Origin of the sequence: Streptomyces vastus, assembly GCF_039532825.1 — a bacterium.
Taxonomy (GTDB): Bacteria; Actinomycetota; Actinomycetes; order Streptomycetales; family Streptomycetaceae; genus Streptomyces; species Streptomyces vastus.
Genome location: NZ_BAAASJ010000076.1, coordinates 123,311 through 137,986, shown reverse-complemented (window position 1 = coordinate 137,986; position 14,676 = coordinate 123,311). Strand labels below are relative to the sequence as shown.

Here is a 14,676-nt window from a genome sequence, read left to right as displayed (position 1 = left end):
GTACGCCCCCATGTCCGCCACCGTGATCAACGACCTGGCCGCCGAACTGACCGTGCCCGAGGACGGCACCCTCAGCCGCGTCGTGTACCGCGACGACCGCCTGCGCGTGGCCGGCTTCGCATTCGCCGCCGGCCAGGAACTGACCGAGCACACGTCCGCCCAGCCCGTGGTCATCCAGGTCGTCCAGGGCCGCCTCGACCTGGTCCTGGGCGACGAGAAGACCGAGGCGACGCCGGGGAGTTGGATCCACCTGCCCGCGCGACTGCCGCACTCGGTGTACGCCACCGAGCCGAGCGTCATGCTTCTGACCATGCTGCCCGGCCCGGAGTCGCACGGATCCGAGGCGCCTACCGCGGCATGAACGACGCCCGGTCCCGTGCCCTGCCCCGCCTGAGGTTGTGTATCGACTACACGATCTCCAGTACGTCCCGCACCGGGCGTCGGGGCGTGGCCGGACCCCTCGGTCCGTAACCGAGCCGCAGCACCATCTGCACCTGGCCCGCGCCCGACCCCGGGTCGCGGGCCAGCAGCCGCAGTGCGCGGTCCTCCAGCGCGTGCGAGGTCAGGGACGTCGCCAGGTCGGCCAGGGTCGCTTCTAGCAGGACGCGCTCCAGCGCCTGCCCTGCCCGCAGCCAGTCGGCCGGTCCATCACCGGGAGTGCTCAGAAGGGCCAGGTGCGGGGTGTACTCGAAGGTGGTGGTTCCGCGGTCCGCGACGGGGCGGCGCCCGGCGAAATCCCGTACGGGGGCTTTGCCGTCTCGCTTGCGCGGCCCGAACGCGTACTCGGGGACGCCGTCGACGGCCGTGTCCGCCTCCGGCCCGAGCCGGGTCCAGCGGGCCAGGTCCTCGTTCGCGTCCGGCTCCAAGGTGTCCCGGCTCTCGGCGTCGCGGATCAGGTCGAGCACGGTCTCGGCGTGCCAGGGGCCGGGGAAGAGCAGTACGGCACCCTCACGCTCGGCGGCGTCCCGCAGAGTGGCCCGTACGTCCTCGGGGACGTCCTTCTCGGCGAAGGGATGGCGGCTGGTGTGCCGCTGGCGGATCGCCGGGTGCAACCGCGCCAGGTCCTGGTCCCGCACGCCTTCGGCGTCGGCGTCGGCGTCGGCGTCGGCGTCGGCCAGCTGGACGGCGGCGAGGGCCAGCGGGTCGCCGGGCTCGGGCAGCAGCCGGGTCTGAGCAACGAAGTCCGCGTGCGCGGCGGCGACGCGCAGGTTGAACAGTGCCGCCCCGCAGCCGATGTGCAGCGCCCGGTTGTCCGGATCGGAGTGGGGTATGGCCCGCTCAGGGTCGCCCCGCAACATCAGGACGCGCTCGCCGGTCAGGTAGCGGAAGCGCCACGGCTGCGCGTTGTGCATGGACGGAGCAGCGGCAGCCTCGGCCACCAGCCCCGTCACGGCCTTCTCGTCCAGCTGTCCCTGTCGCGAAGCCATGACATCCTCCTCACACGCCACCGGCGCGCAGCGGGTCTGCATCCACGTGTACCCCGATGAGCCAGGTGTGGACGTGCCGCTGCGCCGGCCTGGTGACCGGGGATGCGATCGGGCTCGGGCCGTACGGGGTACGGGGCGAGCCGGGGCACGTCAGGCCACCAGATCGCCGTGTGGCGTCAGCGGCCTTGCTGCTTCAGCCGGTCCTGGGCCTGGGTGGCGATGACGGCGGCCTGGATACGCCGCTCCACGCCGAGCTTGGCCAGCAGCCGGGAGATGTGGTTCTTGACCGTCTTCTCGGCGAGGTAGAGCCGCTGGCCGATCTGCCGGTTGGTCAGTCCCTCGCCGATGAGGGCCAGGATCTCCCGCTCCCGCTCGGTCAGTCCCGGCAGGGCGTCGGGCTCGGGCTCCGGCTCCTGGCCCTGGCGCAGCCGGGCCATCAGCTTGGCGGTGGCACTGGGGTCGAGCAGGGACTGGCCCTTGGCCACCGTACGGACGGCCGACACCAGGTCCGAGCCCTGGATCTGCTTCAGCACGTACCCGGACGCCCCCGCCATGATCGAGTCCAGCAGCGCCTCCTCGTCGTCGAACGAGGTCAGCATCAGACAGGCCAGCTCCGGCATCCGCGAGCGCAGCTCCCTGCACACGGTCACCCCGTCCCCGTCCGGCAGCCGCACATCGAGCACCGCGACCTGGGGGCGCAGCGCGGGCACGCGGACCAGGGCCTGCTCGACATTGGCGGCCTCGCCGACCACGGTGATGTCCGGCTCGTCGTTCAGCAGGTCGTGCACCCCGCGCCGTACCACCTCGTGATCGTCCAGCAGGAAGACCCGGATCGGATTGTCGGGTCCGGGCTGCTCGCCGTCCGCCATCGGAAACTCCTTGTTCTGCTTGCCATGCCTGTTCGCCCCCATGGGCGGCACTGTTCCTGTCTACCCCAGATCCTGCGCGATTCCGGACCGAAGAGCCAGGGCCGGTCGGCCCTACTCGCCCCGGCGGACCGTCATCCCGAGACGCTCGCGCACGCCTGCCGCACGAGGCACTCGCGCAGGCGGCTCCCCCGCCCCACTGATCACGACCTCCTTACGCCGGCGGTGACACATCCCGCTCGCCCCGTACGGCCAGCGGCTCGGCCGCGGGCACGCGCAGCGCCGGGCCCTCGTCCAGCCCCAGGGCGACGGCGAGTCCACCGGTCGCGTACCGCTCACTTCGTACGGTACGGACCGCGCGCCACTCGCCCCGCACCCACACGCGCTGTCCGGACCGGACCATGACGGCGGCGACCTGTCGCTCAACAGGCTCCGCCACGATGTCCGGCGCTTTGAGTTCCGCCCATACGGTTTTCCCGATCCCGCCCGCGCGCTGCTCAACTCCCCAGCGGTGAGCCAGCGCCTCCACGAGCAACAGCCCGCGCCCGCCGGTCTCGTCGTCACCGGGCGCCCGCACTCACGCCTGGCGCACATTCATCGCCCACCTGGACTGAGATCGGTTCCTGGTTCAGAGCGCCCTCAACCCGTGCCCCCGGAACTGCTCCCGCACCCGTTCCGTCAACTGCGTATCCGGCGTCGGCGTGTCCCGCAGCGGAAACGGAATCCCCAGCCCCTCGTACTTGTGGGCGCCGAGCTTGTGGAACGGCAAGACGTCCACGCGGTCGACGTTGGACAGGCCGGCGAGGAATGCGCCAAGGCCGTCGACGGCAGCCGGGTCGTCGGTCCAGCCGGGGACCAGGACGTAGCGGATCCAGACCGGGACGGCGAGTCGGTCCAGGCGGGTGGCGAAGTTGAGGGTGGGGGCGAGGTCGCCGCCGGTCAGTTTGCGGTAGGTGCGGATGTCGAAGGACTTGATGTCGAGCAGGACCAGGTCGGTGTCGGCGAGGAGTTCGTCGGTGGCGCGGGCGCCCAGGAAGCCGGAGGTGTCGAGCGCCGTGTGCAGGCCGAGTTCCTTGCAGCGGCGGAAGATCTCGGCTGTGAAGGCGGGCTGGAGCAGGGCCTCGCCGCCGGTGAGGGTTACTCCTCCGCCCGCGGTGGTGATGAAGGCGCGGTACTTCTCGATCTCGGCCATCACCTCGTCCACCGTCTTCTGCTTGCCGTCGCGCATGTGCCAGGTGTCCGGGTTGGCGCAGTACAGGCAGCGCAGCGGGCAGCCGCTGACGAACAGGACGAACCGGGTCCCCGGACCGTCCACTCCCGTGGACAGGTCCCAGGAGTGGACCCGGCCCGTCACCGGCTCGACCGTGGTGCTCACAGCGATCCGTGGAAGGTACGGCTGATCACGTCGAGCTGCTGCTCGCGCGTCAGGCGGACGAAGTTGACCGCGTAACCGGAGACGCGGACCGTCAACTCCGGGTACTTCTCCGGGTGTTCCATGGCGTCCTCGAGGGTCGCCCGGTCCAGGACGTTCACGTTCATGTGGAAGCCGCCGGAGGCCATGTACGCGTCGAGGATCCCGGCCAGGTGTGCGGCGCGCTCGTCCGGGTCGTGGCCCAGCCCCTCGGGCGTGATCGTGGTGGTCAGCGAGATACCGTCGCGGGCCTGCTCGTACGGGAGCTTGGCCACCGACAGCGCGGAGGCGGCCACGCCGTGCCGGTCCCGGCCGTTCATCGGGTTGGCGCCCGGTGCGAACGGGGCGCCCGCGCGCCGGCCGTCGGGGGTGTTGCCGGTGTGCTTGCCGTACACCACATTCGACGTGATGGTCAGCACCGACTGCGTGTGCTCGGCGTTCCGGTACGTCGGATGCCGGCGCACCTTCGCCATGAACGACCGCACCAGATTGGCGGCCAGCGCGTCCGCGCGGTCGTCGTTGTTGCCGTACGCCGGGTACTCGCCCTCGATCCGGTAGTCGACGGCCAGCCCGGTCGCGTCCCGGATGACCTTCACGCGCGCGTGCTTGACGGCCGAGAGGCTGTCTGCCGCCACCGACAGGCCGGCGATGCCGCACGCCATGAAGCGGTGCACGGGGTGGTCGTGCAGCGCCATCTCGATGCGCTCGTACGCGTATTTGTCGTGCATGTAGTGGATGACGTTGAGAGCGTTGACGTACGTGGCCGCCAGCCAGCCCAGCATGCGGTCGTACGCCGCCGACAGCTCCTCGTAGTCCAGGTACTCGCCGGTCAGGGCAGGCATCGCGGGGGCGATCTGCTCGCCGGTCATCTCGTCCCGGCCGCCGTTGATCGCGTACAGCAGAGCCTTGGCGAGGTTGACGCGCGCGCCGAAGAACTGCATCTGCCTGCCCACCGCCATCGCCGAGACGCAGCAGGCGATCGCGGTGTCGTCGCCGGTGCGCGGGCGCATCAGGTCGTCCGACTCGTACTGGATGGCGCTGGTGTCGATGGAGACCTGGGCGCAGAACTCCTTGAAGCCGGAGGGCAGCCCCGGCGACCACAGCACGGTCAGGTTGGGCTCCGGGGCGGGGCCCAGGTTGTAGAGCGTCTGCAGGAAGCGGAACGAGGTGCGGGTGACCAGCGGGCGGCCGTCGGTGCCGATGCCGCCGATGGACTCGGTCACCCAGGTCGGGTCACCGGAGAACAGGGCGTCGTACTCGGGGGTGCGCAGGAACCGTACGATCCGCAGCTTGATCACGAAGTCGTCGATCAGCTCCTGGGCCCGGGTCTCGTCGAGGGTGCCCTCGTCCAGGTCGCGCTGGAGGTAGACGTCCAGGAAGGTGGAGGTGCGGCCGAGCGACATCGCGGCGCCGTTCTGCTCCTTCACCGCCGCCAGGAAGCCCAGGTAGAGCCACTGAACGGCCTCGTGCGCGGTGGCAGCGGGGCGGGAGACGTCGCAGCCGTACGAGGCCGACATCTGGGTCAGCTCTCCCAACGCCCTTACCTGCTCGGCCAGTTCCTCACGGTCGCGGATGACGTCCGGGGTGGAGGGCTGCGCGTCCAGCCGGGCCAGCTCGGCCCGCTTGGCCTCGGCCAACCGGGCGGTCCCGTACAGCGCGACGCGCCGGTAGTCGCCGATGATCCGGCCGCGGCCGTACGCGTCCGGCAGCCCGGTGATGATTCCGGCCTTGCGGGCGGCGCGCATCTCGGGGGTGTAGGCGTCGAACACACCGTCGTTGTGGGTCTTGCGGTACGAGCTGAAGACGCGCTTGACGAAGGGGTCGGCCTGGTAGCCGTACGCCTTCAGCCCGTTCTCCACCATCCGCAGCCCACCGTTGGGCATGATCGCCCGCCGCAGCGGGGCATCCGTCTGCAGGCCGACGATCAATTCGCGTTCGCGGTCGATGAAGCCCGGCCGGTGCGAGGTGATGGTTGACGGGAGGCCCGTGTCGACGTCGAGGATGCCCCGGCGCCGCTCCTCGGGAAACAGCCGCGCGACCTTGCCCCAGACCGCGAGCGTGCGCTCGGTCGGCCCGGTCAGGAACGTCGAATCGCCTTCGTAGGGCGTGTAGTTGGCCTGGATGAAGTCGCGTACCTCGACCTGGTCCCGCCAGTGCGTACCGGCGAAGCCCCGCCATGCCTCGGTTGCCACCCGGGGTCCAGCTGTCACCGTTACCGTCATGGCCGGTCTCTCCCTCACTCCGCATGTGGAACTTCTGCCCGCAGGATCTCTGCGCTTCCGATACTCGTCGCCCGCGATGCCTGCTGGGAGGGCCTGTCGGCGTACCCGGAGCGCGCCATACGTCCCTGCTGTGGCCGGGCCGTTGGGCCCGTCGGGCCGAGCCCGCCGCCGGTGGCACAAGACGACCGGGGCACCCCCGCCGACGAGCGGAGGTGCCCCGGTCCGACGAGCCCGCGGCCCTCAGAGGAGCCAGCGGTTGCGGCTGACGAAGGGCAGCCGCGCCCAGGCCCTGCCCAAGCCCCAGGTGGCGCCGGCGCCCGCTGCCGCGAGGGCGATGAGGACGATGGCGTAAATGAGGTGGTAGTCGGCGAACGGGTTGGTCGACATGCTCGGCGACCCGTCGGACATGTGCTTGGCCGGCGGCCACTCGGCGATCCACATCAGCGCCATCATCACGGTGCCCGCGACGGCCGCGAGCCGCAGGCCGATGCCCGCGATCAGGGCGAGGCCGATGCCGAGCAGACCGAGCATGAACAGCCAGTCCGCCCAGGCCGCCCCGGCCCAGTCATGGAACGTGGACTCCATCGGGCCGACGGAGACGCCGCCGAGGAATCCCATGGTCGGCGAGCCGCCGTCGATCCAGCCCTTGCCGGACGGGGTGGCGTAGCCGAAGCCGAAGGTCTTGTCGAGGAAGGCCCACAGGAAGACGAAGCCGGTCAGCAGGCGGAGCCCGGCGAACACGTACGCACGGGTCGCCGTCGCGGCGGCGGTCGTCTCGCCGGCGGAGGCGTGAGCCGCCCCGGTCCCGCGCAGGGACGGGAAGCGGAATCCCGGATGCCGGTGGGGGTGGTCGTGCACTGCCATGATGCTCATCCCTTTCGAGGGGTGCGACGCGCCGGATGCGGGCGGCTCTCGTGCTCTCGTGCTCTCGTTGCGTCTGTTGTGCTTTCAATGTGCCGCGTCGTCGATGCCCGTCGGAGGGGCCACAGGGCCCGGAAGGGCGGGCCGAAAGGCCCCCGGTCAGGGCCCTGTCGGCATCGGTCAGCCGTCCCACGACCAGTCGGCGACCTCCGGCAGGTCGGTGCCGTGCTCGCGGATCCAGTCGTGGTGGCGTTGGCGCGCGTCCTGCATCTGCTGGCGTACGGCTGCGGTGCGTACCGCGAGGCCGGGCACGCGGTCGATGACGTCCATGACCAGGCGGTAGCGGTCCATGTCGTTGCGGACCACCATGTCGAACGGCGTGGTCGTGGTGCCGATCTCCTTGTAACCGCGCACGTGCAGGTTCTTGTGGCCGGTACGGCGGTAGGCCAGGCGGTGGATCAGCCACGGGTAGCCGTGGTAGGCGAAGATCACGGGCTTGTCCGGCGTGAAGAGCCCGTCGTACTCGAAGTCGGTCATGCCGTGCGGGTGCTCCTCGCCCGGCATCAGCCGGGCGATGTCGACGACGTTGACGACCCGTACCGACAGCTCGGGCAGGTGACGGCGCAGCAGCTGGGCTGCGGCCAGTACCTCCTGGGTGGGCACGTCCCCCGCGCAGGCCAGTACCGCGTCCGGCTCGCGGGTGCCGTTCTCGGTGCCGGCCCACTCCCACACCCCGGCGCCCCGCGCGCAGTGCGCGACGGCCTGGTCCATCGACAGCCAGTCGTAGCAGGGCTGCTTGCCGGCCACGATCACGTTGACGTAGTCGCGGCTGCGCAGTGCGTGATCCGCCACGGACAGCAGCGTGTTGGCGTCCGGCGGCAGATAGACCCGTACGGCCTCGGGACTCTTGTTCATGATGTGGTCGACGAAACCGGGGTCCTGGTGCGAGAAACCGTTGTGGTCCTGGCGCCAGACGTGCGAGGTCAGCAGGTAGTTGAGGGAGGCGATGGGGGCGCGCCAGGGCAGGCGGCGGGTCACGCGCAGCCATTTGATGTGCTGGTTGACCATCGAGTCGACGATGTGCACGAACGCCTCGTAGCAGGAGAACAGTCCGTGCCGGCCGGTCAGGAGGTAGCCCTCCAGCCAGCCCTGGCAGGTGTGTTCGGAGAGGATCTCCATCACCCGGCCGTGCCGGTCGAGGTGTTCGTCCACGTCGAGGGTGCCGGCCTGCCACGCCTTGCCGCTGGCGGCGTAGACGGCCTGGAGGCGGTTGGAGGCGGTCTCGTCGGGGCCGACGAGGCGGAAGTCGCGGCGGTCGGCGGTGTTCCGCATGACGTCTTCCAGCAGGTCGCCGAGGACGCGGGTGGGCTCGTGCAGGGTCGCGCCGGGTTTGTCGACGGGGACGGCGTACCGCTCCAGCGGGGGCAGGGGCAGTTCGCGCAGCAGCAGTCCGCCGTTGGCGTGCGGCGTGGCGCCCAGTCGTCGGGCGCCGTCCGGGACGCAGGCCAGGACGTCGGGTACGGGGCGGCCCTGCGCGTCGAACAGCTCCTCGGGGCGGTACGAACGCAGCCACGCCTCCAACTGCCGCAGGTGTTCCGCGTTGTCGCGGACGGCGGACAGCGGGACCTGGTGGGAGCGCCAGGTGCCTTCCACCGGAAGTCCGTCGACCTGAGCCGGGCCGGTCCAGCCCTTGGGGGTGCGCAGCACGATCACCGGCCAGCGAGGGCGCTCGGTCGCGCCGCCCTCGCGTGCGGCGTGCTGGAATTCGCCGATGCGGTCCAGCGCGGTGTCCATGGCCTGCGCCATGGCCTGGTGGACGGCGGCCGGGTCGTCGCCTGTGACGTGGAGGGGGTCGTGGCCGCAGCCGCGCAGCAGCTCGTCGAGCTCCGGCTCCGGGATCCGGGCGAGCACCGTCGGGTTGGCGATCTTGTAGCCGTTGAGGTGGAGGATCGGCAGGACGGCCCCGTCGTGCACGGGATCGAGGAACTTGTTGGAATGCCAGGACGCGGCCAGCGGGCCGGTCTCCGCCTCGCCGTCGCCGATCACGCAGGCGACCACCAGGTCCGGGTTGTCCAGGGCGGCCCCGTAGGCGTGCGAGAGGGAATAGCCGAGTTCGCCGCCCTCATGGATGGAGCCGGGCGTCTCGGGTGCGACGTGGCTCGGCACACCGCCGGGGAACGAGAACTGCTTGAACAGCCGCGCCATCCCGGCGGCGTCCCGCGTGACGTCGGGATAGGTCTGGGTGTACGAGCCCTCCAGCCAGGAGCCCGCGACCACCGCGGGCCCGCCGTGACCGGGGCCCCAGATGCACAGGGCGTCCAGGTCACGGGCCCGGATGACGCGGTTGAGGTGGGTGTACACGAGGTTCAGCCCGGGCGAGGTGCCCCAGTGGCCGAGGAGACGCGGCTTGACGTGCTCGGGACGAAGCGGTTCGGTCAGCAGGGGGTTGGCCATGAGGTAGATCTGGCCGACGGACAGGTAATTCGCGGCGCGCCAGTGGGCGTCCAGCGTCCTCAGCTCGTCGTCGGTGAGAGGCGTCGGCGCCTGCTGGGTGTCGACGGACATCATGGGGTCCCTTCCGGATCGGGTTCGGTTGAAGGTGCATGCGGGTCCGTGCGTACGTCCCCACCGTCCCCCGTTGCGCCGAGTACCCGACAGGGCCGACCGGCCCACCCCGGTCACGGGTGAGGAAGGAACCGTTCACAAGACGCGAGACGTTCCGGCGGTGAGGCCCACTCCGTACAGGGTGCGTCCACCGACGAGCTCACGCCCGGTGACCAGCTCGGGCTCGATACGGACGAAGGCCTCCCGCTGCGCGGGTACCCAGGAGTCCGGGCCGGTGCGGGCCAGGCGTTCGTGCTCGGCGGGATCGGTCACGACCGTGGCCGTGCCGGTGACGACGACGCTCCAGCCGGAGTGCCGGTCCGCGTCGACGTCGTCGGTCTCGAAGGCGACCACGGCGCCGTCGATCGCGCGGACCAGTTCCGAGCTTGCGGAGGTACGCAGCAGGACCGCGCCGTCGCCGTCCAGGCCGAAGTTCACCGGCAGCACGGCGGGCAGGGCCCGGCGCGTGTAGACGATGCGGCCGACGTGCACCGTGGCCATCAGCCGCAGGCACTCCTGCCGCTCGAGTTCGCGGAATCCGTCATTGGGGTTCATCGGTCGGCCCGTCCTTCGCCTGGTACAGCCGTACTACGTTCTTCCACCCACCCTGAGCCGGACGAGGCCGCAGGGGTGAGGGGCCATGAGTCCCGGCCGGTCGGAGAAGGACCCGTTGTCCCTTCCGCACTGCGCCGCCCCTCGCGGCCCGGCTCGAGGTACCGACCGCAGGCCCGCGCCCCGATCTGCTGCTGGACCTGCGCTCCACGTGAGGCCCTGGCCCGTACGCCCGAGGCCGTCGCCGCAGGCTGAAACCCCGAAGACCCCGAAAATCCCGGACGCGGTACCGGGCGGCCCATCCATGGGGCCGAGTGGCCCCTCGCCCGCCGCGGGGCACGGGAGCACGCTGGAAGTGGCAGGTTCCGTACGCCCCTGACTGGAGGTACGTCATGAACGCTCCCGCCACGGCCGGCATGCTGCAGGCGCTGCCTGCCGAGCACCGGCAGCGGTTGATGCGCTTTGCCCGGGAGGTGTCGTTCCCCGAGGGCGCGCGCCTCTTCGAGGAAGGGGGCCGCGCCGACCGGTTCTGGATCATCCGTACCGGCAGCGTCGACCTCGACATGCACGTTCCCGGCCGCCGCGCGGCCGTCATCGAGACCCTCCGGCACAACGAACTCATCGGCTGGTCCTGGCTGTTCGCCCCGCACGCCTGGCACCTGGGCGCGACGGCGACCAGCCCGGTGCGCGCCTACGAGTTCGACGCCACCGCGATCCGCTCGATGTGCAAGGACGACCCCGCGTTCGGCCAGGCTGTCGCCCACTGGGTGGGCGACGTCCTCGCCCACCGCCTGCGCTCGGCCCGCACCCGGCTGCTCGACCTGTACGCCCCGTACGGCAGCGGGAGCCTGCTGTGACCGCGCCGACGCATCGGAGCGACAGCGACCGCACACAAGGAGAGACCATGTACGGCTCCCCGCACATCGTCAGCGACGTGATGACCCACACCGTGGCCGCCATCGGCCGTGGCGCCTCCTTCAAGGAGATCGTGCGGATGATGCAGGAGTGGAGGGTCAGCGCCCTTCCCGTCCTGGAGGGCGAGGGCCGGGTGGTCGGGGTCGTCTCCGAGGCCGACCTGCTGCACAAGGAGGAGTTCCGCGACAGCGACCCCGACCGGGCCACCCAGCTGAAGCGCCTGTCCGACCTCGCCAAGGCCGGCGCGGTGACCGCCGGGGAGCTGATGACCTCTCCGGCCCTCACCGTCCAAGCCGACGCGACGCTCGCCCAGGCCGCGCGGACCATGGCGCACGCGAAGGTCAAACGGCTGCCGGTCGTCGACGAGTTGGGCATGCTGCAGGGCATCGTCAGCCGCGCCGACCTGCTGAAGGTGTTCCTGCGCGACGACGATGACATCGCGGAGGAGGTACGCCGGGAAGTGGTGTCGTACCTCTTCCCCGCGCCGACGTCGGCCGCACGCGTGGCGGTACGGGACGGGGTCGTGACGCTCAGCGGCCGCATCAAGGACACGTCCCTGATCCCCGTGGCCGCACGGCTGATCCGAGCCGTGGAGGGAGTCGTGGACGTGCAGTTCGACGTCTCCGAGCAGGCCCGTTCCTCGGAGACGACCGGCGCCCCGTCGAGTCACAGCGAGAACGCCCCACACTCGTGACCCGCCCGCGCGGACGACCGCGCCCTTCAGGGGCGCGGGGCGGTGACATGTGCGGCTCGGCCGCGCGGGCACGACCAGCCACGACGGGCCCGCACCTTCGAACCGCCCTTCCAGCGGAGCGACTACGTTGAGGTCATTGACGTGGGCCACCGGGCACTGGAGGCGGCATGACCGGCAAGAAGGCGGCGAAGGTGCCGCGCGCGGCATACGAACGGGAACTGCTGCGCCTGCAGACCGAGTTGGTGAAAGTGCAGGAGTGGGTGCGCGCCGAGGGCGCCCGCCTGGTCGTCGTCTTCGAGGGCCGGGACGCGGCGGGCAAGGGCGGCACCATCAAGCGGGTCGCCGAACACCTCAACCCACGCGTCGCGCGGATCGCGGCGCTGCCGACGCCGACCGAGCGCCAGCGCACCCAGTGGTACTTCCAGCGGTACGTCGAGCATCTGCCGGCCGCCGGGGAGATCGTGCTGTTCGACCGGTCCTGGTACAACCGCGCCGGAGTCGAGCATGTGATGGGCTTCTGCACCAAGGAGGAGTACCAGCTGTTCCTGCGCCAGTGCCCGATCTTCGAGCGGATGCTGGTGGAGGACGGGATCCTGCTGCGCAAGTACTGGTTCTCGGTGAGTGACACCGAGCAGCAGGAGCGCTTCCGGCGCCGGCTGGAGGATCCGCTGCGGCGCTGGAAGCTGTCGCCGATGGATCTGGAGTCGATCACCCGCTGGGAGGCGTACTCCCGGGCCAAGGACGAGATGATGGTGCACACCGACATCTCCGAGGCGCCCTGGCACGTCGTCGAGAGCGACGACAAGCGCCGTGCCCGGCTGAACATGATCGCCCACCTGCTGGACTCCGTGCCGTACCACGAGGTGCCGCCTCCGGTCCTTGAGCTGCCGGAGCGGCCCGCGTCGACCGGCTACGAGCGCCCGCCGCGCGATCTGCAGACCTACGTCCCCGATCACGCGGCGAGCCTGTGACTCACAGACTCATTCTCATTCCCGCTCATTCCTGCCGCGGCACGATGAGCGCCTTCACCACCCGCTGGGCCGCGACGTCCTCCAGCGCGGCCTGCGCTTCGGCGAGGCCGTACTCCCTGGTGATGAGGTCGGCCCAGGGGAAGATCCGCCCGTAACGTGCCATGACCTGAACCGCCCGCCAGACGTGCCCCACATCGCTGCCCCAGCAGCCGCGGATGTCCAGGTGCTTCTGGTTCAGGTCGAGATGGGGGTTGAAGGCGGCCTCACCGGTGTCGGTGTACTGGCCCACGATCACGTATCGCCCGGCGTCCCGGGTGAGCCGCATGCCTTCGGGTACCGCCGAGGGCACGCCGGTCGCCTCGATCGTGACGTCCGCGCCGCGTCCCGCGGTCGCATCCCGGACGGCCGCGATCCGCTCGTCGGGCGTGGTGCTGCCGATGTCGATGACGGTGTCGGCGCCGAAACGGGTGGCCGCGGCCAGTCTCGCCTCCGGCCCTCCGATGACGATCACCCGGCCGGCGCCGCGCAGTTGGGCGAGGACGGCGGCACACAGGCCGACGGGGCCCGCGCCCTGGACCACGACCGTGTCACCGAAGGCGATCTCGCCGAGCGTCACGGCGTGCAGCGCGGTGGGCATGCCGCAGCCTCCGGAGAGGAACGCGCGCCAGTCCAGTTCGTCGGGCAGCGGGATCACGTGGACGCCCGGTTTCAGATGGATGTACTCCCCCCAGCCGCCCAGCAGTCCGTCGTCGGCCGAAAGGGTGACGCCGTAGACCTTCCGCTCCGGGCAGCGCGTGGTCGCATGGGCGACGGTGCAGTACCAGCAGCGCCCGCAGGTCCCGTACACGTCGAGGAACGTCACGGTCTGCCCGACCCGCAGCGGAGCTCCGTTCACATCCCGGGGCACCTCGCCCGGCCCCAGCGCGCTGATCCGCCCCACACTGACGTGGCCGGGAATGATCGGGTACGGCACACTCGCGAGCTGCCCCTTCCACAAATGCGCGTCCGTACCGCACACCTCGCTTCCCAGGGTCCGCAGCAGGCTCGCACCCGGCTCCGGCTCGGGCCGGGCGAACGAGCGGACTTCGAGCGGTGCACCGGGTTCGGGCATGACGACGGCGGAGATCACGAGCGTTCCTGTTCGCTGAGCGCCCGCTGCCCCGGGGTGGGCACACGGACGGGTACGGGGGCTTGAGCGCCCTTGGTGCGGACAGCATCTCGTGCGGGCGGTGGTCCGGGCAGTGCCCAGGACCGCCCGGACCGTTCGCGGATTGCTTCTGATGGATCCCCGCGCGGCTCAGCCCTGTGCCGGGGGCGCCGGAGTCTCCGGCGTGAGCACGACGAAGTCCGCGTTCGACGGGTCGAGGCAGACTGCCAGGCGGCCCACGCCTTCCGCGTCCATGGGGCCCATCTGGACACTGCCGCCGTTCTCGGTGACCTTGGCGACCGCGGCGTCGCAGTCGGTCACGGCGAACACCGGGTGCCAGTACGGCCGCCCGTTCGCCAGCGCGAGATCCTCCTTGCTGAGCTCCATGACGCCGCCGAACATGCGCTCCTCGGGAAGTCCGGAGGGGGTGATGAGGGAGTACGAGCCCCCTCCGCCCGGCAGTTCCATGTCACCGAACTGCCAGCCGAAGACACCGCCGTAGAATTCCTTCGCGGAAGCGGCGTCGCTGGTGTACAGCTCCGTCCAGGACAGGGAGCCCGGCTCGTCCGCCAGCTCGAAGCCCGCGTTCTTCCCCGGCTGCCAGACGGCGAACTGGCCGCCGAGCGGATCGCTGTACTGCGCCATCCGCCCCCAGTCGTCCAGGTCCCGGGGCGCCACCCGCACCGTGCCGCCCGCGCTCTGAACGGCCCGGGTCGTGGCGTCCGCGTCTGTGACGGTGTAGTAGATCATCCAGGCCGAGCGGGCACCTTCCTCGCTGAGCTTGCCGAGCCCGGCGACGGTCTTGCCGTTCTTCTTGAACATCCCGCCTTCCATGTCGCCCCCCTCGCCCATGGATTCGTACTCCCAGCCGAGCACCGCACCGTAGAAGGCCGCGGCGGCCGGGACGTCGGGGGCACCGAGGTCGAGCCAGCAGGGGGAGCCGGGAGTGAGGTCAGTGGTGATCACGGCGATTCCCTTTCGCAGGTCCTGTGTCTCATCAGCGTGA

Annotated in this window: 14 protein-coding genes; 4 read left to right on the top strand and 10 right to left on the bottom strand. The window is 70.8% G+C overall.

Going from position 1 to position 14,676, the window contains the following annotated elements; genetic code table 11:
- The first annotated feature begins 10 nt into the window (after positions 1 to 10).
- On the top strand, positions 11 to 361 hold the full coding sequence (locus ABD357_RS27965) for a cupin domain-containing protein (protein ID WP_344393781.1): 351 nt from the start codon (positions 11 to 13) through the stop codon (positions 359 to 361).
- Positions 362 to 407: 46 nt separating this feature from the next.
- Here ABD357_RS27965 and ABD357_RS27960 read toward each other — a convergent pair whose 3' ends face one another.
- The 8 genes from ABD357_RS27960 to ABD357_RS27925 form a co-directional block, all read right to left on the bottom strand.
- Entirely contained in the window at positions 408 to 1,427 is a 1,020-nt protein-coding gene (locus ABD357_RS27960; protein ID WP_344393780.1) for an Acg family FMN-binding oxidoreductase, read from the bottom strand.
- A gap of 176 nt (positions 1,428 to 1,603) precedes the next feature.
- Positions 1,604 to 2,296, bottom strand: coding sequence for a response regulator (locus ABD357_RS27955; protein ID WP_344393890.1), 693 nt, complete (start codon positions 2,294 to 2,296; stop codon positions 1,604 to 1,606).
- Positions 2,297 to 2,507: 211 nt separating this feature from the next.
- The gene (locus tag ABD357_RS27950; RefSeq protein WP_344393779.1) at positions 2,508 to 2,870 is read right to left on the bottom strand and encodes an ATP-binding protein; all 363 of its coding nucleotides are present in this window, start codon (positions 2,868 to 2,870) and stop codon (positions 2,508 to 2,510) included.
- Positions 2,871 to 2,921: 51 nt separating this feature from the next.
- On the bottom strand, positions 2,922 to 3,668 hold the full coding sequence (pflA, locus tag ABD357_RS27945; protein ID WP_344393778.1) for a pyruvate formate-lyase-activating protein: 747 nt from the start codon (positions 3,666 to 3,668) through the stop codon (positions 2,922 to 2,924).
- Positions 3,665 to 5,926, bottom strand: coding sequence for a formate C-acetyltransferase (gene pflB / locus ABD357_RS27940; RefSeq protein ID WP_344393777.1), 2,262 nt, complete (start codon positions 5,924 to 5,926; stop codon positions 3,665 to 3,667). The genes pflA and pflB overlap by 4 nt, the downstream gene beginning before the upstream one ends.
- A 240-nt stretch (positions 5,927 to 6,166) precedes the next feature.
- Entirely contained in the window at positions 6,167 to 6,790 is a 624-nt protein-coding gene (locus tag ABD357_RS27935; RefSeq protein WP_344393776.1) for a DoxX family membrane protein, read from the bottom strand.
- Positions 6,791 to 6,967: 177 nt separating this feature from the next.
- Positions 6,968 to 9,352 (bottom strand): phosphoketolase family protein, encoded by a 2,385-nt coding sequence (locus tag ABD357_RS27930; protein WP_344393775.1) that lies wholly within the window; start codon positions 9,350 to 9,352, stop codon positions 6,968 to 6,970.
- A 135-nt stretch (positions 9,353 to 9,487) separates the two neighbouring features.
- Complete coding sequence (locus ABD357_RS27925; RefSeq protein WP_344393774.1) at positions 9,488 to 9,946, bottom strand: pyridoxamine 5'-phosphate oxidase family protein; 459 nt, start codon at positions 9,944 to 9,946, stop codon at positions 9,488 to 9,490.
- A gap of 389 nt (positions 9,947 to 10,335) precedes the next feature.
- Here ABD357_RS27925 and ABD357_RS27920 point away from each other — a divergent pair, with 389 nt between their 5' ends.
- From ABD357_RS27920 to ppk2, 3 genes are all read left to right on the top strand, one after another.
- Positions 10,336 to 10,800 (top strand): Crp/Fnr family transcriptional regulator, encoded by a 465-nt coding sequence (locus ABD357_RS27920; RefSeq protein WP_344393773.1) that lies wholly within the window; start codon positions 10,336 to 10,338, stop codon positions 10,798 to 10,800.
- Positions 10,801 to 10,847: 47 nt separating this feature from the next.
- Positions 10,848 to 11,552 carry a CBS domain-containing protein gene (locus ABD357_RS27915; RefSeq protein ID WP_344393772.1) on the top strand — a complete coding sequence of 235 codons (705 nt, stop codon included), beginning with the start codon at positions 10,848 to 10,850 and terminating at the stop codon, positions 11,550 to 11,552.
- A 167-nt stretch (positions 11,553 to 11,719) separates the two neighbouring features.
- Positions 11,720 to 12,523 (top strand): polyphosphate kinase 2, encoded by an 804-nt coding sequence (ppk2, locus tag ABD357_RS27910; RefSeq protein ID WP_344393771.1) that lies wholly within the window; start codon positions 11,720 to 11,722, stop codon positions 12,521 to 12,523.
- A 25-nt stretch (positions 12,524 to 12,548) separates the two neighbouring features.
- Here ppk2 and ABD357_RS27905 read toward each other — a convergent pair whose 3' ends face one another.
- Positions 12,549 to 13,652: a zinc-binding dehydrogenase gene (locus ABD357_RS27905; protein WP_344393770.1), complete on the bottom strand. Its 1,104-nt coding sequence runs from the start codon at positions 13,650 to 13,652 to the stop codon at positions 12,549 to 12,551.
- Between the two features lie 168 nt (positions 13,653 to 13,820).
- Positions 13,821 to 14,636: a VOC family protein gene (locus ABD357_RS27900; RefSeq protein ID WP_344393769.1), complete on the bottom strand. Its 816-nt coding sequence runs from the start codon at positions 14,634 to 14,636 to the stop codon at positions 13,821 to 13,823.
- Positions 14,637 to 14,676 lie beyond the last annotated feature (40 nt).